Below are 16,230 nucleotides of genomic sequence, written 5' to 3'. Positions count from 1 at the left end.
GCAGATGGCTAAGCAACCAGGATTAGATTTTCAAAGTGCTAAAGGCGGAGTTGGTGAACTGAAGCGCAGACTTTTGTTTGTTATCGGTGCGCTAATTGTTTTCCGTATTGGCTCTTTTATCCCAATTCCTGGTATTGATGCCACTGTGCTTGCCAAATTGCTTGAACAGCAGCGAGGCACCATCATTGAAATGTTTAACATGTTCTCTGGTGGTGCTCTCAGCCGTGCTTCTATCTTTGCACTGGGTATTATGCCGTATATTTCGGCGTCCATTATTATCCAGTTGCTGACGGTGGTTCATCCAGCGTTGGCTGAAATAAAGAAAGAAGGGGAAGCTGGCCGTCGTAAGATAAGCCAGTATACTCGCTACGGTACCTTGGTATTGGCTATATTCCAATCGATCGGTATTGCTACCGGTTTGCCGAATATGCCTGGAATGCAAGACTTGGTGATAAACCCAGGCTTTGCTTTCTACTTTACCGCTGTTGTGAGCCTAGTTACTGGAACAATGTTCCTGATGTGGCTGGGAGAACAGATTACGGAACGTGGTATCGGTAACGGTATCTCGATCATAATCTTCGCTGGTATTGTTGCGGGACTACCGCCGGCCATTGGCCATACCATCGAGCAAGCTCGGCAAGGCGACCTGCACTTCCTCCTGTTGCTGTTGGTTGCAGTTTTAGTGTTTGCAGTAACCTTCTTCGTTGTTTTCGTTGAGCGTGGTCAACGTCGTATCGTTGTTAACTATGCAAAACGTCAACAGGGGCGTCGTGTTTATGCAGCACAGAGTACGCATTTACCGCTGAAGGTGAACATGGCTGGGGTTATCCCTGCAATCTTCGCCTCCAGCATTATTCTGTTCCCAGCCACGATTGCATCTTGGTTTGGGGGCGGTACCGGTTGGAACTGGCTGACAACTATTTCGCTGTATTTGCAGCCCGGACAACCGCTTTATGTGTTACTCTATGCGTCTGCAATCATCTTCTTCTGTTTCTTCTACACTGCGTTGGTTTTCAATCCGCGCGAAACAGCAGATAACCTGAAGAAGTCCGGTGCATTCGTGCCAGGAATTCGTCCGGGAGAGCAAACGGCGAAATATATCGATAAAGTGATGACTCGCCTTACTCTGATTGGTGCGATGTATATTACTTTTATCTGCCTGATCCCGGAGTTTATGCGTGACGCAATGAAAGTGCCTTTCTATTTTGGGGGTACATCTTTATTGATCGTTGTTGTCGTCATCATGGACTTTATGGCTCAAGTGCAAACTCTAATGATGTCGAGTCAATATGAGTCTGCATTGAAGAAAGCAAACCTGAAAGGCTATAACCGTTAATTAGGTGAGCTTGAGAAGTTACGGAGAGTAAAAATGAAAGTTCGTGCTTCCGTCAAGAAATTATGTCGTAACTGTAAGATTGTTAAGCGTAACGGTGTCGTTCGTGTGATCTGCAGTGCCGAACCGAAGCATAAACAGCGTCAAGGCTGATTATCTCGCATATTTTTCTTGCAAAGTTGGATTGAGCTGGCTAGATTAGCCAGCCAATCTTTTGTATGTAGCTGCAACATTATTTGAGTATCCTGAAAACGGGCTTTTCAGAATGGTGTTGCCGTATAAAATTGTAGGAGTGCATAGTGGCCCGTATAGCAGGCATTAACATTCCTGATCATAAACATACCGTTATTGCATTAACGTCGATTTTCGGTATCGGTAAAACTCGGTCGCAGGCTATTTGTACTGCAACAGGAATTGCCGAAAATGTTAAGATCAGTGAGCTGTCTGAAGAGCAAATCGATAAGCTGCGTGACGAAGTTGCCAAGTTTGTTGTAGAAGGTGATCTGCGTCGTGAAGTTACCCTGAGCATCAAGCGTCTTATGGACCTTGGTACTTATCGTGGTTTGCGTCATCGTCGTGGTCTGCCGGTTCGCGGTCAGCGTACCAAGACTAACGCCCGTACCCGTAAGGGTCCGCGCAAACCGATCAAGAAATAATCGGGGTGATTGAATAATGGCAAAGGCACCTATTCGTGCACGTAAGCGTGTCAGAAAGCAAGTCTCTGACGGTGTGGCTCATATCCATGCTTCTTTCAACAACACCATCGTAACCATTACTGATCGTCAGGGTAATGCGCTAGGTTGGGCAACTGCCGGTGGTTCCGGCTTCCGTGGTTCTCGCAAATCCACTCCGTTCGCAGCTCAAGTTGCAGCAGAACGCTGTGCTGAAGCAGTGAAAGAGTACGGTATTAAGAACCTGGAAGTTATGGTTAAAGGACCTGGTCCGGGCCGTGAGTCTACTATCCGCGCGTTGAACGCGGCTGGTTTCCGCATCACTAATATTACTGATGTGACTCCGATCCCTCATAACGGTTGTCGTCCGCCGAAAAAGCGCCGCGTATAACGCCGCTTTTAGGATTGTTGGAGAAAGAAAATGGCAAGATATTTGGGTCCTAAGCTCAAGCTGAGCCGTCGTGAAGGCACCGACCTGTTTCTGAAGTCTGGTGTTCGTGCGATCGATTCCAAGTGTAAAATTGAACAAGCTCCTGGCCAGCACGGTGCGCGTAAACCGCGTCTGTCTGACTATGGTGTACAGTTGCGTGAAAAGCAAAAAGTTCGCCGTATCTACGGTGTTCTGGAGCGTCAGTTCCGTAACTATTATAAAGAAGCTGCACGTCTGAAAGGCAACACAGGTGCAAACCTGCTGCAACTGCTGGAAGGTCGTCTGGATAACGTTGTTTATCGTATGGGTTTTGGTGCCACTCGTGCTGAAGCACGTCAGATGGTAAGCCACAAAGCTATCATGGTAAACGGTCGCGTTGTTAGCATCGCTTCTTATCAGGTATCCCCGAATGACGTAGTCAGCATCCGTGAGAAAGCGAAAAAGCAATCTCGCGTGAAAGCCGCTCTGGAGCTGGCTGAACAGCGTGAAAAGCCAACTTGGCTGGAAGTTGATGCTGCCAAGATGGAAGGTGTGTTCAAACGTATTCCTGAACGTACCGATCTGTCTGCGGACATTAATGAACACCTGATCGTCGAGCTTTACTCCAAGTAAAGCTTAGTACCAAAGAGAGGACACAATGCAGGGTTCTGTGACAGAGTTTCTAAAACCGCGCCTGGTTGATATCGAGCAAGTGAGTTCGACGCACGCCAAGGTGACCCTTGAGCCATTAGAGCGGGGCTTCGGCCATACTCTTGGCAACGCACTGCGCCGTATTCTGCTTTCATCCATGCCAGGTTGCGCGGTGACCGAGGTTGAGATTGATGGTGTACTGCATGAGTACAGCACCAAAGAAGGCGTACAGGAAGATATCCTGGAAATCCTGCTCAACCTGAAAGGGCTGGCGGTGAGAGTTCAAGGCAAAGATGAAGTTATTCTTACCCTGAATAAATCTGGCATTGGCCCTGTGACTGCAGCCGACATCATCCATGATGGTGATGTCGAAATCGTCAAGCCGCAGCACTTAATTTGCCACCTGACCGATGAAAACGCATCTATTAGCATGCGTATCAAAGTTCAACGTGGTCGTGGTTATGTGCCGGCATCTGCCCGTATTCATACGGAAGAAGATGAGCGCCCGATTGGTCGTCTGTTAGTTGATGCTTGCTACAGCCCTGTAGAGCGTATTGCCTACAATGTTGAAGCAGCTCGTGTAGAACAGCGTACTGACCTGGACAAGCTAGTCATCGAAATGGAAACCAATGGCACGATCGATCCTGAAGAGGCGATCCGCCGTGCGGCTACCATTCTGGCTGAACAACTTGAAGCTTTTGTTGACTTACGTGATGTTCGTCAGCCAGAAGTTAAAGAAGAGAAACCAGAATTCGATCCGATTCTGCTGCGCCCTGTTGACGATCTGGAATTGACTGTCCGCTCTGCTAACTGCCTTAAGGCAGAAGCTATCCACTACATCGGTGATCTGGTACAGCGTACCGAGGTTGAGCTGCTCAAAACGCCTAACCTTGGTAAAAAATCTCTTACTGAGATTAAAGACGTACTGGCTTCCCGTGGTTTGTCTCTGGGCATGCGCCTGGAAAACTGGCCACCGGCAAGCATTGCTGATGAGTAACCAGATCACAGGTTAAGGTTTTACTGAGAAGGATAAGGTCATGCGCCATCGTAAGAGTGGTCGTCAACTGAACCGTAACAGCAGCCATCGTCAGGCTATGTTCCGTAACATGGCTAGTTCTTTGGTTCGTCATGAAATCATCAAGACGACCCTGCCGAAAGCGAAAGAGCTGCGTCGCGTTGTTGAACCGCTGATTACTCTTGCCAAGACCGACAGCGTTGCTAATCGTCGTCTGGCATTCGCCCGTACTCGTGATAACGAGATCGTGGCAAAACTGTTTAATGAACTGGGCCCGCGTTTCGCGAGCCGTGCCGGTGGTTACACTCGTATTCTTAAGTGTGGCTTCCGTGCTGGTGACAATGCGCCGATGGCATACATCGAGCTCGTTGATCGCTCAGTTTCGCAGACAGAAGAAGTTGCTACTGCAGAGTAATCTGTAAGAGCGTAAAAAAACCGGGGAAACCCGGTTTTTTTATATCTGAAATAAGTCATGCTTTGCATAAATATACACGGTGAGCAACTACCTGTGTCTGAGTGAGCTGAAAATACATCCCACCTGTTCTCATCTACCCATTTCGACTATATACTCTGCACGTTTTATTGATGTACATACCAACCCGAGTTCCTTAGGAGTAATGATGACCACATACCGACATCAACGTGGGAAAATCCAGGACAATGCCATTGAGGCATTGCTACATGACCCACTGTTTCGCCAACGAATTGAAGTGAATGAAAAAGGGAAGGGAAGTTATCGTAGAAAAGAGAAGCACATGAAGAAAGGTAATTGGGAGGCCAGTGGTAAGCAATCAAATGATTATTTACCTCTGGCCTTTCTACTTTCTGCGTAGTGATGCTGAGTCTAAGCAGAAACTCAATGCTTACTGTCTAGTCTGTTGTTCTTTTAGTAAGTCGCGAATTTCAGCTAAGAGCTTTTCTTCTGCGCTAGGTTTTGGCGGTGCTGCAGGGGTATCTTCCTGTTTACGTCGCATTTTATTCATAAGCTTGATCGCTATAAAAATTGCGAAAGCGACGATGATAAAGTCGAAAATATTCTGGATGAAAGCGCCATAGTTCATGACAACCGCGGGAATTTCGCCTTGGGCGTCGCGAAGAATAAGGCTGAATTGTTTAAAATCGACACCACCAATCAAAAGTCCAAGTGGCGGCATAATAATATCTGATACCAGAGAAGAAACGATCTTGCCGAAAGCTGCACCAATAATGACACCCACCGCCAAATCGACAACGTTGCCACGCATGGCAAACTCTCTGAATTCTTTGATGATGCTCATATCCGTTCTCCTTGCCAAAAAATTATAAATTAATTCTAACCAATAGCCGTATCTTTGCCAGATTATCGATTAGCAATAAATCTGCTCCCACATTACAAAAAGAAGGGGCTTGGTTGAAATAGACGTTCAACATCAGGCACAAATTTCTTGTCAGCCAAGAACATGATGACATGATCACCTTGTTCAATTTTGCTATTTGCGTTGGCAATGATGACGTCGTCACCGCGAACAATTGCGCCTATAGTGGTTCCGGGTGGAAGTTTAATATCTTCGATCATTCTGCCGACAACTTTCGATGTGCCCTCGTCACCGTGAGCGATGGCCTCGATTGCTTCAGCTACGCCACGACGTAAAGAAGATACGCTAACGATATCTGCCTTACGGACGTGGCTGAGTAGCGCAGAAATTGTTGCCTGCTGTGGGGATATTGCGACATCGATAACGCTGCCCTGAACCAGATCGACATAAGCCCGACGCTGGATAAGCACCATTACTTTTTTCGCGCCCATGCGTTTAGCCAGCATAGCTGACATAATATTCGCTTCGTCATCGTTGGTAATGGCGATGAATACATCGATCTGCTCGATGTGTTCTTCGGCGAGGAGCTCTTGATCTGAAGCATCACCATGGAACACGACCGTATTTTGCAGGAGCTCAGCCAGCTCCACAGCCCGGTCTGCATTTCGTTCAATCAACTTGATGCTGTAGTCTTTTTCTAACCGCTGCGCTAATCCTGCACCGACATTCCCACCGCCAACGATCATGATCCTTTTATACGGTTTTTCAAGGCGCTGCAACTCGCTCATCACCGCACGAATATGCTGCGAAGCGGCGACAAAAAACACCTCATCTCCAGCTTCGATGATGGTGGAACCCTGTGGGCGAATCGGACGATCGTGACGGAAAATAGCGGCAACGCGGGTATCTACATGAGGAATGTGTTCACGGAGAGAGGTGAGAGCATTACCGACCAGTGGACCACCATAGTAGGCGTTAACTGCGGCAAGACTCACTTTTCCTTCAGCAAAATTGACGACTTGAAGTGCTCCAGGATATTCGATCAGTTTGTAAATGTTATCGATCACCAACTGTTCCGGGGAGATCAGGTGATCGATGGGAACCGCTTCTGGTAAAAACAGCTGTTCTGATTCACGAATGTATTCAGCGGCACGAATACGCGCAATCCGGTTTGGTGTTTTGAAAAGAGAATAAGCAATCTGGCAGGCTACCATATTCGTTTCATCTGAATTGGTAACGGCGACCAGCATATCGGCATCTTCTGCTCCCGCTTCACGTAGCACTCGTGGGTGAGAGGCATAGCCCGTAACGACGCGCAGGTCAAACTTATCCTGGAGCTGACGTAACCGGTTTGCATCGGTATCAACGACAGTGATGTCATTGTTTTCACCCGCTAGATTTTCCGCCAGTGTTCCGCCGACCTGACCCGCGCCAAGAATGATAATTTTCATAATAAGCCATGCCGTTTATTGATTGCTGTCTGTTGCAGACAATACTGGGTTCAATATCAGTTTTTTACCAGCTTCGCATAAAAGAAACCATCGCCACCATCGGTATGAGGAAGCATCTGTATGCCCGGTATTTCTCTTGTACCTGTATCAACAAGCGTTGCATCGGTATGGCGGGTCAGGAAATCAGCAACTTGTTGGGCATTTTCTTCCGGCAGAATAGAGCAGGTCGCGTAGACCATCGTGCCGCCTGTTTTTAGATGTGGCCAGATGGCATCAAGAATTTCTTTTTGCAGTGCCACTAGCTCCTCGATGTCTCTGTCTCGTCGCAACCACTTAATGTCAGGATGACGACGAATGACACCAGTGGCTGAGCAAGGTGCATCCAACAGAATGCGATCAAACACACGTCCTTCACACCATGAATCAGGGTAACGTCCATCGCCTTGTTTTACTTCGGCATGCATTTGTAGCCGCAGTAAATTTTCTTTTACCCGGCCTAAACGTGTTTCATCAACATCGACAGCGAGTACATGAGATTTTGGTGCTGCTTCTAAAATGTGTGTTGTTTTTCCACCGGGTGCAGCACAGAGATCGAGGATCTGTTCGCTATCTTGTGGATCGAGCCAATAGGCGCAGCCTTGAGCCGATGCATCCTGTACCGTTGCCCACCCTTGTGAAAATCCTGGCAATTGATCGACTGCACAGGGAGCCGCAAGTCGTATCGCATCGCTGTATTCAGCATGAGGAAATGCTTCGATTCCCTCTTGTTCTAACAAGTTTAAATACGCTTCACGTGTGTGGTGTAATCGATTCACACGTAGCCACATTGGAGGGCGTTGATTATTCGCTTCAACGATGTTTTGCCAGTGATTTGGATAGGCACGCTCAATGCGATCCAGTAGCCAGCTTGGATGCAGGTAGTGAGATGAGTGAGTTGCCTCACGTTGAATCAGTTCTTCCTGCTGACGCTGAAATTGGCGTAATACGCCATTAATCAGTCCCTTGAGCTGCGGCCGCTTTAATGCGACGGCACCTTCTACTGTTTCTGCCAGGGCCGCATGTGGCGGGATCCGAGTGTAATGTAGCTGGTAGATACCGACCATGATGAGGTAATGCAGCGTGCGTTGTTTACCCGTCAGAGGTTTAGCCATCAGTTGTTGAATACACCATTCCAACTGCGGTAAAACGCGTAATACGCCGAAGCAAAGCTCTTGCAAAAGTGCGCGATCTTTATCGGAGACTTCACGCTGATGAACAGGTAATAAGGCACTGAGTGATTGTCCCTGATCCAGAACCTGTCCCACCACTTTTGCGGCAATACTGCGTAGATTGTATGAGCTTTTCATGTGTTAGCGATGACGTATACGTAAAAGAGAGAGGATATACCGGCTTGGCGCCGGTATGAAAAATAGATTAGTCCAGTGTATTACCGGGAACGAACCACTCACGGCGTGAGTTAAGTAGATCCTGCGCGCCCATGACTTTTTTGCCTGCGGGCTGCAATTCCTGAATATTCAAGATGCCATCTGTTGTTGCTACCTGAATGCCCTGCTTGTCTGCTTGTATGATGGTGCCAGGCTGTGAGCCATGTGCTTTGGCGATGACCTCAGCTTTCCAGACTTTCACTGGCTGTTCATCTACGATGAAATAGCTGACTGGCCAAGGATTAAAAGCACGAATACAGCGCTCAAGCTGCTCGGCAGATAACTGCCAGTTGAGACGAGCTTCTTCTTTGCTGAGCTTTTCTGCATAGGTGGCAAGGGCATCATTTTGTGCTTCAGCAACAGCGCTGCCATCAGCAAGCTGTTCCAGCGTTTCCAATAAGCCACGTGGGCCCAGCTCAGCAAGTTTATCGTACAACGTTGCACTGGTATCCTGTGGCAGGATTGGGCACGAAATTTTGTGCAGCATTGCACCCGTATCGAGTCCAACGTCCATTTGCATGATCGTCACGCCGGTTTCACTATCTCCAGCCCACAATGCACGCTGAATAGGTGCCGCACCACGCCAGAGAGGTAACAGAGATCCGTGGACATTAATGCAGCCAAGGCGAGGCATGGATAACACGGGCTGTGGCAGAATTAAACCGTAGGCGACAACGACCATAATATCGGCATTTAACGCTTGAACCATCGCCTGATTTTCTTCCGGCCGCAGAGACTTAGGCTGGAAAACGGGGATGCTGTGTTGCTCTGCCAGTACTTTTACCGGACTAGGGGTGAGCTTGTTGCCTCTGCCTGCCGGACGGTCAGGCTGGGTGAAAACGCCAACGACCTCATGACCCGATGATAAAAGCGCGTCTAGATGACGCGCTGCAAAGTCAGGGGTTCCGGCAAGGATTATGCGTAAAGAATCAGACACGGTGCTTCCTGTCAGGATGAAAAATTATCGGGCTCGGCTATTCTGCTTAGCCAGTTTTTCCAGTTTTTGACGAATGCGCTGGCGTTTAAGCGGGGAAAGGTAATCGATAAACAGTTTCCCAACCAGATGGTCCATTTCGTGCTGAATACAAATGGCGAGTAGCTCGCTTGCTTCCAGTTCGAACGCCTTACCTTCACGATCCAATGCGCGCACTTTTACACGTTCTGCACGAGGGACCAGCGCACGCGTTTCAGGGATCGACAAGCAACCTTCTTCGATGCCTGTATCGCCGCTCTTTTCAATCAACTCGGGATTGATCAGCACCAGTCGTTGGTCTCGTTCTTCAGAGACGTCAATAACAATAATACGCTGATGAATATCCACCTGTGTTGCTGCCAGGCCAATACCTTCTTCTTCGTACATGGTATCGAACATATCATCTACGATACGTTGAATATCTGCATTGACTTCTTTTACGGGTTGCGCAGTGATGCGGAGCCGCTCGTCTGGAAAATGTAATACCTGCAAAACTGCCATATATGTTTAGATCTGTATCTGAATAGTGAGAGAGTCTTAATGCTCATTCTAGACATTTCCTGCCCCGATTGACAGCATCAGCACTGAATTGCACCACTTATCTGAACATAGCGGAATAAGGGACGACGATGCTATTAACGGAAATCTGGCTACGTATGACGGGTGTACGGCACCTAGGGGGCAGGCGTGCTCAGGCGATTGTCAGAAAGCTTATTGATTTAAATACGTTCGATAACGAGACCTTGGGGGCGTTAGGCCTGTCCGATGCTCAAATTGCCCAATTCTGTTCCTATGATCGTAAGATCCTAGAGGAAACTCTCACCTGGTTGTCTCATCCCAATAATCATATCGTGACGTGCGAAGATGTCCTTTATCCCTTTCTGTTGAGCAATATTCGTGATTTTCCGCTGTTGCTTTTTGTATCTGGTTCTCCTGAATTGCTGGCATCGCCACAAATATCGATTATTGGTAGCCGTGGGAGCAGTGCTTACGGCGAGCGCTGGGGATGCTTTTTCGCCCAAGAGCTTGCTGCGAATGAACTCACGGTGACAAGCGGGTTAGCGATTGGCATTGATGGTATTGCTCATCGTGCTGCGTTGGATGCGGGAGGGCGAACCGTTGCGGTGCTGGGAAGCGGGCTGGAGAATGTTTATCCCAAGCGGCACGCTAAGCTTGCCGAACGTATTTGTGGCGGTGGTGGCGCGCTGGTTTCCGAATTTCCTCTCGCGATGCCGCCTTTCCCAACCAACTTTCCCAGAAGAAATCGTATTATCAGCGGGTTAGGGCTGGGTGTTCTGGTCATTGAAGCGTCTATCCGCAGTGGATCGTTGGTCACTGCGCGTTATGCTTTGGAGCAAGGACGGGAAGTTTTTGCTCTGCCGGGGCCGATTGGTAACCCGATGACTGAGGGAACACACTGGTTGATCCAGCAAGGAGCCAGCTTGGTTACACATCCTAAAGATATTCTTGAGCAGTTGGTGAGTGAGTTACAGTGGCTGCCGATGGAAAGCGGGCAAACTATTTCTAGCGAAGAAGAGGATGGCGAATTGCCATTTGCCGACGTGTTGGCTAACGTAGGAGATGAGGTTACACCTGTTGACGTTGTCGCTGAACGTGCCGGCCAACCTGTGCCAGAGATAGTCACTAAGCTATTAGAGCTGGAGTTAGCAGGGTGGATCGCAGCAGTACCCGGCGGCTATGTCCGATTAAGGAGGGCAGGCCATGTTCGACGTACTCATGTACTTGTTTGAGAGCTACATCCACAATGAAACTGAAATGCGTGTCGATCAGGATACGTTAACTGATGACCTCACCCGCGCTGGATTCCATCGTAACGATATCTATAGCGCGTTGAGTTGGCTGGAAAAATTGGCCGATATTCAGGAAGGGCAGACCGCGCCGCTTCATTTAGCGAATGATCCTCTGGCTATGCGGATCTATACGCAGGATGAGGCGCTGCGTCTTGATGCGGAATGTCGTGGCTTTTTATTGTTCCTTGAGCAAATTCAGGTTCTGAACCTTGAAACGCGGGAAATGATTATTGAACGCGTCATGGCGTTGGAAACGCAGGAGTTTGATCTGGAAGATCTGAAGTGGGTCATTCTCATGGTGCTTTTCAATGTACCTGGTTGTGAGAATGCTTATCAGCAAATGGAAGAATTACTCTTTGAGGTCAATGACGGTTATGTGCAATAGCCAGAGGAATAACAGTTCGAATGGCTAAGCCTGCGCTGTTTGCTGAAAAAAAACAGGAAATATGTCCAGACTGTGGGTCAGTGCTGGTTATCCGTTCTGGTCGGCACGGCCCATTTCTTGGCTGTTCTGCGTATCCAGAATGTGAGTTCATTCGCCCGCTGAAAGCACAAGCTGATGGACATATCGTCAAAGTGTTAGATGGGCAGCAATGTCCGCTTTGTCAGTCGACCTTGGTTTTACGGCAAGGCCGTTATGGGATGTTCATCGGCTGTGGCAATTACCCTGAATGCCATCATACCGAGACTATCGATCGCCCTGATGATACGGCGATTCGATGTCCACAGTGTAATGAAGGAACGCTGTTGCAGCGCAAATCTCGCTACGGCAAGGTATTTCATTCTTGCGATCGCTATCCCGATTGCCAGTTTACGTTAAACCATAAGCCGATAGCGGGTGAATGCCCTTCTTGCCATTACGCTTTATTGTTTGAGAAAAAAACGGCACAAGGCATCAAGCTATTTTGTGCCAGTAAATTATGTGGAAAACCGATAGCGGCAGAAGTTGATAAGAATGAGTGATGCGTCTGATGAACTAATGATTCCCCTTTTGCGGGAGTTACACAACGAGCAGGTTATTGCGTACCCGACTGAAGCGGTATTTGGGTTGGGGTGCGATCCTGATAGTGAAGTGGCGGTTAATCGCCTGCTGGCGTTAAAGCAACGCCCTTGGCAAAAAGGTTTGATCCTGATTGCGGCAGATTTTAGCCAACTTGCTCTCTATATTGATGACAGTGCGTTATCCGCTGAGCAGAAGGCTATGATGTTTTCCACATGGCCAGGTCCGGTTACTTGGGTGTTGCCAGCAAAACGCACGACTCCGCAGTGGTTAACGGGGCAATTTTCTTCGCTTGCGGTACGTGTTAGTGACCATCCGTTAGTTAAGGAACTGTGCCAGCGTTACGGTAAACCGTTGGTGTCGACCAGCGCCAATTTAAGTGGTCAACCGCCTTGCCGCACGGCTCAGGAAGTTTCTCTACAGTTTGGTGATGATTTTCCTGTGCTAGTTGGGGATGTCGGCGGAAGAATGAACCCATCAGAAATCAGGGATGTATTAACAGGCGAGCTTATTCGTCAGGGGTAACGACAAGTTGGAGAGGAACGTGTCTGAAGTAACGTCTTTTGCGGTTTTTGGCAATCCGATTGCGCATAGTAAATCACCTCGCATACATGAGCTATTTGCTGCACAGACGGGGACAACATTGACGTACCAGCGCGTGTTGGCGCCTCTGGATAATTTTGAGCAGATGCTGCGCCAGTATTTTCGTGATGGTGCTGGTGGGGCGAATGTGACTGCGCCTTTTAAAGAGCGGGCCTTTGCCGAAGCGGATGAGCGTAGCGAGTGTGCCGCGCTTGCGGGGGCGGTCAATACATTGAAGAGATTGAGTGACGGCCGCCTGTTTGGTGATAATACTGATGGCATCGGTTTGCTCAGCGATCTGCAACGATTGGCGCTGGTGAAGCCGTTGGATCGTGTTTTGCTGGTTGGTGCAGGTGGTGCGGCGCGGGGTGTTATCCAACCTCTGCTGGCTTATGGCTGCACAGTGGTGCTGACGAATAGGACCTTTTCCAAGGCCGATGACTTAGCTAAGATCTTCCGTGACATTGGTGATATTAACGCTGTTGCTCTCGATGATTTACAGGGTCAGTCGTTCGATCTGATCATCAACGCCACATCTTCTGGTATGTACGACAGCGTTCCTAACTTACCGCCGGAACTCATTTCGCCGGAAACGTGCTGTTATGACATGTTTTACCTGCCACAACTGACACCATTTTTGTCATGGTGTGTACAGCATGGTGCCCTCCATTATGCAGATGGTTTGGGAATGCTGGTGGGGCAAGCGGCACATGCGTTTAAACTTTGGCATGGTGTTATGCCGGACGTGGAACCAGTGATTGCTTTACTAAAGCAGGATCTTGCTAAATGAATCAGGCGATCCAGTTCCCCGATCGTGAAAGCTGGGATGATAAGTCATGGCGATCCGCTTTCCTGTTTTAGTGAATGGCTTTCAGCAGGAATGTTTAGTGAGCACAGAGCAGCTCCAGCAACGTTACGGTGGTGATAGCCCTGAACGGTGGCTGGCACTGTTCAGGGAATATCGATGGGATCTTGAAGATGAACTGGAACAAATGATCGTTGCTGAAGAATGGGATGATGAAGGTTGTTACTCGTTGTCCTGAGCAAGGTATTCATCTTTCCAACGAACATAGTTGTTTGCCGAGTAAATCAATCCCTCTATTTCTTCTTGTGTTAGTGGTCGAATTTTTTTGACTGGGCTGCCGAGGTATAGATGTCCCTTCTCTAGCCGTTTTCCTGGGGGGACCAAGCTACCAGCGCCAATCATGACATCATCTTCAACAACGGCTCCATCGAGGAGTATTGAACCCATTCCGACCAGAACCCGATTTCCTATCTGGCAACCGTGCAGCATCGCTTTATGTCCTACCGTGACGTCTTCACCAATAATAAGCGGATTACCTTCTGGTTTTTTCTCTGAGCAGTGGGTGATGTGAAGTACAGATCCGTCCTGAACATTACTCCTTGCACCAATAGTAATGTAGTTAACGTCACCGCGTATGGCGACAAGAGGCCATATGCCGACATCATCGCCTAGTGTTACCTTACCAATCACCACGCTGGAATGATCGACCATGACTCTTTCGCCTAAAACGGGAGAAGTACCGTTATAACGGCGCAATGTTTTTGCACTCATCGACAACCTCGTAGTTATTTGCCACATACTGATGATTCGTTATTAGACAAAATATCGACAGATATGGGATGTCGGCAACTGAAAAGTGGTGTGGATCGAGTAAGATCTCATCGAAAGGGTCGAAAAACACGCGAACAGAAAAAAAGATCAAGAAAGTTGTTGTGTAACGAAAACGGATCCCTATAATGCGCCTCCATCGACACGGCGCTGTGAACACACAACCGGGTCGATAAAGAAAGAGAAAACACTTTAAAATAAGCGTTGACTCTGAAGGTGAAAAGCGTAATATACGCCACCTCGCGAAGTGGTTAAGGCCACAACGCACTGCTCTTTAACAATTTAATCAGACAATCTGTGTGGGCACTCACAAGACCGTATCTTAACGATATAAAAAGTCTTGAAGAGTGAACAACAGTAAAATTCATTACGAATGAACAGTGACTAATTCTTTGAGCATCGCTTCTCGAGTAGAAGCAAATCAAACAAATCTTAAATTGAAGAGTTTGATCATGGCTCAGATTGAACGCTGGCGGCAGGCCTAACACATGCAAGTCGAGCGGTAGCACAGGAGAGCTTGCTCTCTGGGTGACGAGCGGCGGACGGGTGAGTAATGTCTGGGAAACTGCCTGATGGAGGGGGATAACTACTGGAAACGGTAGCTAATACCGCATAACCTCGCAAGAGCAAAGAGGGGGACCTTCGGGCCTCTCGCCATCAGATGTGCCCAGATGGGATTAGCTAGTAGGTGAGGTAATGGCTCACCTAGGCGACGATCCCTAGCTGGTCTGAGAGGATGACCAGCCACACTGGAACTGAGACACGGTCCAGACTCCTACGGGAGGCAGCAGTGGGGAATATTGCACAATGGGCGCAAGCCTGATGCAGCCATGCCGCGTGTGTGAAGAAGGCCTTCGGGTTGTAAAGCACTTTCAGCGGGGAGGAAGGCGATAAGGTTAATAACCTTGTCGATTGACGTTACCCGCAGAAGAAGCACCGGCTAACTCCGTGCCAGCAGCCGCGGTAATACGGAGGGTGCAAGCGTTAATCGGAATGACTGGGCGTAAAGCGCACGCAGGCGGTCTGTTAAGTTGGATGTGAAATCCCCGGGCTTAACCTGGGAACTGCATTCAAAACTGACAGGCTAGAGTCTTGTAGAGGGGGGTAGAATTCCAGGTGTAGCGGTGAAATGCGTAGAGATCTGGAGGAATACCGGTGGCGAAGGCGGCCCCCTGGACAAAGACTGACGCTCAGGTGCGAAAGCGTGGGGAGCAAACAGGATTAGATACCCTGGTAGTCCACGCTGTAAACGATGTCGACTTGGAGGTTGTGCCCTTGAGGCGTGGCTTCCGGAGCTAACGCGTTAAGTCGACCGCCTGGGGAGTACGGCCGCAAGGTTAAAACTCAAATGAATTGACGGGGGCCCGCACAAGCGGTGGAGCATGTGGTTTAATTCGATGCAACGCGAAGAACCTTACCTACTCTTGACATCCACAGAATTCGGTAGAGATACCTTAGTGCCTTCGGGAACTGTGAGACAGGTGCTGCATGGCTGTCGTCAGCTCGTGTTGTGAAATGTTGGGTTAAGTCCCGCAACGAGCGCAACCCTTATCCTTTGTTGCCAGCGATTCGGTCGGGAACTCAAAGGAGACTGCCGGTGATAAACCGGAGGAAGGTGGGGATGACGTCAAGTCATCATGGCCCTTACGAGTAGGGCTACACACGTGCTACAATGGCGTATACAAAGAGAAGCGACCTCGCGAGAGTAAGCGGACCTCATAAAGTACGTCGTAGTCCGGATTGGAGTCTGCAACTCGACTCCATGAAGTCGGAATCGCTAGTAATCGTAGATCAGAATGCTACGGTGAATACGTTCCCGGGCCTTGTACACACCGCCCGTCACACCATGGGAGTGGGTTGCAAAAGAAGTAGGTAGCTTAACCTTCGGGAGGGCGCTTACCACTTTGTGATTCATGACTGGGGTGAAGTCGTAACAAGGTAACCGTAGGGGAACCTGCGGTTGGATCACCTCCTTACCAAAA

The 16,230-nt window shown here is 48.8% G+C and carries 19 protein-coding genes, 1 rRNA gene and 1 pseudogene; 15 read left to right on the top strand and 6 right to left on the bottom strand.

Going from position 1 to position 16,230, the window contains the following annotated elements:
* The first annotated feature begins 4 nt into the window (after positions 1-4).
* The 8 genes from secY to BJJ97_RS02685 all read left to right on the top strand — a co-directional run bounded on the left by secY (position 5) and on the right by BJJ97_RS02685 (position 4,912).
* Entirely contained in the window at positions 5-1,336 is a 1,332-nt protein-coding gene (gene secY / locus BJJ97_RS02720; protein ID WP_010286083.1) for a preprotein translocase subunit SecY, read from the top strand.
* Positions 1,337-1,369: 33 nt separating this feature from the next.
* Positions 1,370-1,486 (top strand): 50S ribosomal protein L36, encoded by a 117-nt coding sequence (gene rpmJ, locus BJJ97_RS02715; protein ID WP_002227352.1) that lies wholly within the window; start codon positions 1,370-1,372, stop codon positions 1,484-1,486.
* A gap of 146 nt (positions 1,487-1,632) precedes the next feature.
* The gene (rpsM, locus tag BJJ97_RS02710; RefSeq protein ID WP_095993001.1) at positions 1,633-1,989 is read left to right on the top strand and encodes a 30S ribosomal protein S13; all 357 of its coding nucleotides are present in this window, start codon (positions 1,633-1,635) and stop codon (positions 1,987-1,989) included.
* 16 nt (positions 1,990-2,005) lie between these two features.
* A complete protein-coding gene (gene rpsK, locus BJJ97_RS02705) occupies positions 2,006-2,395 on the top strand; it encodes a 30S ribosomal protein S11 (RefSeq protein ID WP_002919257.1) in 390 nt (129 codons plus the stop codon).
* A gap of 30 nt (positions 2,396-2,425) precedes the next feature.
* Positions 2,426-3,046, top strand: coding sequence for a 30S ribosomal protein S4 (gene rpsD / locus BJJ97_RS02700; RefSeq protein WP_010286047.1), 621 nt, complete (start codon positions 2,426-2,428; stop codon positions 3,044-3,046).
* Between the two features lie 25 nt (positions 3,047-3,071).
* Positions 3,072-4,061, top strand: coding sequence for a DNA-directed RNA polymerase subunit alpha (locus BJJ97_RS02695; protein WP_005970247.1), 990 nt, complete (start codon positions 3,072-3,074; stop codon positions 4,059-4,061).
* Positions 4,062-4,101: 40 nt separating this feature from the next.
* Positions 4,102-4,494 (top strand): 50S ribosomal protein L17, encoded by a 393-nt coding sequence (rplQ, locus tag BJJ97_RS02690; RefSeq protein ID WP_005970246.1) that lies wholly within the window; start codon positions 4,102-4,104, stop codon positions 4,492-4,494.
* A gap of 205 nt (positions 4,495-4,699) precedes the next feature.
* Positions 4,700-4,912 (top strand): alternative ribosome-rescue factor A, encoded by a 213-nt coding sequence (locus tag BJJ97_RS02685; protein ID WP_095993000.1) that lies wholly within the window; start codon positions 4,700-4,702, stop codon positions 4,910-4,912.
* Between the two features lie 30 nt (positions 4,913-4,942).
* Here BJJ97_RS02685 and mscL read toward each other — a convergent pair whose 3' ends face one another.
* From mscL to def, 5 genes are all read right to left on the bottom strand, one after another.
* Entirely contained in the window at positions 4,943-5,356 is a 414-nt protein-coding gene (gene mscL / locus BJJ97_RS02680; RefSeq protein ID WP_039476380.1) for a large-conductance mechanosensitive channel protein MscL, read from the bottom strand.
* A 92-nt stretch (positions 5,357-5,448) separates the two neighbouring features.
* Positions 5,449-6,825: a Trk system potassium transporter TrkA gene (gene trkA / locus BJJ97_RS02675; RefSeq protein WP_010304922.1), complete on the bottom strand. Its 1,377-nt coding sequence runs from the start codon at positions 6,823-6,825 to the stop codon at positions 5,449-5,451.
* Between the two features lie 56 nt (positions 6,826-6,881).
* Complete coding sequence (rsmB, locus tag BJJ97_RS02670; protein WP_095992999.1) at positions 6,882-8,171, bottom strand: 16S rRNA (cytosine(967)-C(5))-methyltransferase RsmB; 1,290 nt, start codon at positions 8,169-8,171, stop codon at positions 6,882-6,884.
* Between the two features lie 67 nt (positions 8,172-8,238).
* Positions 8,239-9,186, bottom strand: a complete 948-nt coding sequence (fmt, locus tag BJJ97_RS02665) for a methionyl-tRNA formyltransferase (protein ID WP_095992998.1) — start codon at positions 9,184-9,186, stop codon at positions 8,239-8,241.
* Positions 9,187-9,210: 24 nt separating this feature from the next.
* Positions 9,211-9,723: a peptide deformylase gene (gene def / locus BJJ97_RS02660; RefSeq protein WP_095992997.1), complete on the bottom strand. Its 513-nt coding sequence runs from the start codon at positions 9,721-9,723 to the stop codon at positions 9,211-9,213.
* A 128-nt stretch (positions 9,724-9,851) separates the two neighbouring features.
* Between def and dprA the strand changes: the two genes are divergently transcribed.
* From dprA to BJJ97_RS02630, 6 genes and pseudogenes are all read left to right on the top strand, one after another.
* On the top strand, positions 9,852-10,973 hold the full coding sequence (gene dprA / locus BJJ97_RS02655) for a DNA-protecting protein DprA (RefSeq protein ID WP_095992996.1): 1,122 nt from the start codon (positions 9,852-9,854) through the stop codon (positions 10,971-10,973).
* Entirely contained in the window at positions 10,945-11,418 is a 474-nt protein-coding gene (locus BJJ97_RS02650; protein ID WP_039487928.1) for a DUF494 family protein, read from the top strand. The genes dprA and BJJ97_RS02650 overlap by 29 nt, the downstream gene beginning before the upstream one ends.
* Positions 11,419-11,438: 20 nt before the next feature.
* Complete coding sequence (locus tag BJJ97_RS02645) at positions 11,439-11,996, top strand: DNA topoisomerase family protein (protein ID WP_095992995.1); 558 nt, start codon at positions 11,439-11,441, stop codon at positions 11,994-11,996.
* On the top strand, positions 11,989-12,558 hold the full coding sequence (gene tsaC / locus BJJ97_RS02640) for an L-threonylcarbamoyladenylate synthase type 1 TsaC (RefSeq protein WP_095992994.1): 570 nt from the start codon (positions 11,989-11,991) through the stop codon (positions 12,556-12,558). Before BJJ97_RS02645 ends, tsaC begins: the two co-directional genes overlap by 8 nt.
* A gap of 19 nt (positions 12,559-12,577) precedes the next feature.
* Entirely contained in the window at positions 12,578-13,405 is an 828-nt protein-coding gene (aroE, locus tag BJJ97_RS02635; protein WP_095992993.1) for a shikimate dehydrogenase, read from the top strand.
* Positions 13,402-13,658 (top strand): annotated as a pseudogene (locus tag BJJ97_RS02630) (DUF1488 domain-containing protein). Before aroE ends, BJJ97_RS02630 begins: the two are co-directional and overlap by 4 nt.
* Here BJJ97_RS02630 and BJJ97_RS02625 read toward each other — a convergent pair.
* Positions 13,643-14,191, bottom strand: a complete 549-nt coding sequence (locus tag BJJ97_RS02625) for a gamma carbonic anhydrase family protein (protein WP_095995311.1) — start codon at positions 14,189-14,191, stop codon at positions 13,643-13,645. The pseudogene BJJ97_RS02630 and the gene BJJ97_RS02625 sit on opposite strands and share 16 nt — an antisense overlap.
* A 491-nt stretch (positions 14,192-14,682) precedes the next feature.
* Between BJJ97_RS02625 and BJJ97_RS02620 the strand changes: the two genes are divergently transcribed.
* Positions 14,683-16,224, top strand: a 16S ribosomal RNA gene (locus tag BJJ97_RS02620).
* The last annotated feature ends 6 nt before the right edge of the window (positions 16,225-16,230 follow it).

It is taken from the genome of Pectobacterium polaris (assembly GCF_002307355.1).
In the GTDB taxonomy this organism is placed as follows: Bacteria; Pseudomonadota; Gammaproteobacteria; order Enterobacterales; family Enterobacteriaceae; genus Pectobacterium; species Pectobacterium polare.
This window is presented reverse-complemented; position numbering and strand designations above follow the sequence as displayed.

Excerpts from the sequence above, each read along its gene's own strand:
- secY (WP_010286083.1), top strand. The coding sequence starts at position 5 with ATGGCTAAGCAACCAGGATTAGATTTTCAAAGTGCTAAAGGCGGAGTT.
- rpmJ (WP_002227352.1), top strand. The coding sequence starts at position 1,370 with ATGAAAGTTCGTGCTTCCGTCAAGAAATTATGTCGTAACTGTAAGATT.
- rpsK (WP_002919257.1), top strand. The coding sequence starts at position 2,006 with ATGGCAAAGGCACCTATTCGTGCACGTAAGCGTGTCAGAAAGCAAGTC.
- rpsD (WP_010286047.1), top strand. The coding sequence starts at position 2,426 with ATGGCAAGATATTTGGGTCCTAAGCTCAAGCTGAGCCGTCGTGAAGGC.
- BJJ97_RS02695 (WP_005970247.1), top strand. The coding sequence starts at position 3,072 with ATGCAGGGTTCTGTGACAGAGTTTCTAAAACCGCGCCTGGTTGATATC.
- rplQ (WP_005970246.1), top strand. The coding sequence starts at position 4,102 with ATGCGCCATCGTAAGAGTGGTCGTCAACTGAACCGTAACAGCAGCCAT.
- BJJ97_RS02685 (WP_095993000.1), top strand. The coding sequence starts at position 4,700 with ATGACCACATACCGACATCAACGTGGGAAAATCCAGGACAATGCCATT.
- mscL (WP_039476380.1), bottom strand. The coding sequence starts at position 5,356 with ATGAGCATCATCAAAGAATTCAGAGAGTTTGCCATGCGTGGCAACGTT.
- trkA (WP_010304922.1), bottom strand. The coding sequence starts at position 6,825 with ATGAAAATTATCATTCTTGGCGCGGGTCAGGTCGGCGGAACACTGGCG.
- rsmB (WP_095992999.1), bottom strand. The coding sequence starts at position 8,171 with ATGAAAAGCTCATACAATCTACGCAGTATTGCCGCAAAAGTGGTGGGA.
- def (WP_095992997.1), bottom strand. The coding sequence starts at position 9,723 with ATGGCAGTTTTGCAGGTATTACATTTTCCAGACGAGCGGCTCCGCATC.
- dprA (WP_095992996.1), top strand. The coding sequence starts at position 9,852 with ATGCTATTAACGGAAATCTGGCTACGTATGACGGGTGTACGGCACCTA.
- BJJ97_RS02650 (WP_039487928.1), top strand. The coding sequence starts at position 10,945 with ATGTTCGACGTACTCATGTACTTGTTTGAGAGCTACATCCACAATGAA.
- BJJ97_RS02645 (WP_095992995.1), top strand. The coding sequence starts at position 11,439 with ATGGCTAAGCCTGCGCTGTTTGCTGAAAAAAAACAGGAAATATGTCCA.
- tsaC (WP_095992994.1), top strand. The coding sequence starts at position 11,989 with ATGAGTGATGCGTCTGATGAACTAATGATTCCCCTTTTGCGGGAGTTA.
- BJJ97_RS02625 (WP_095995311.1), bottom strand. The coding sequence starts at position 14,191 with ATGAGTGCAAAAACATTGCGCCGTTATAACGGTACTTCTCCCGTTTTA.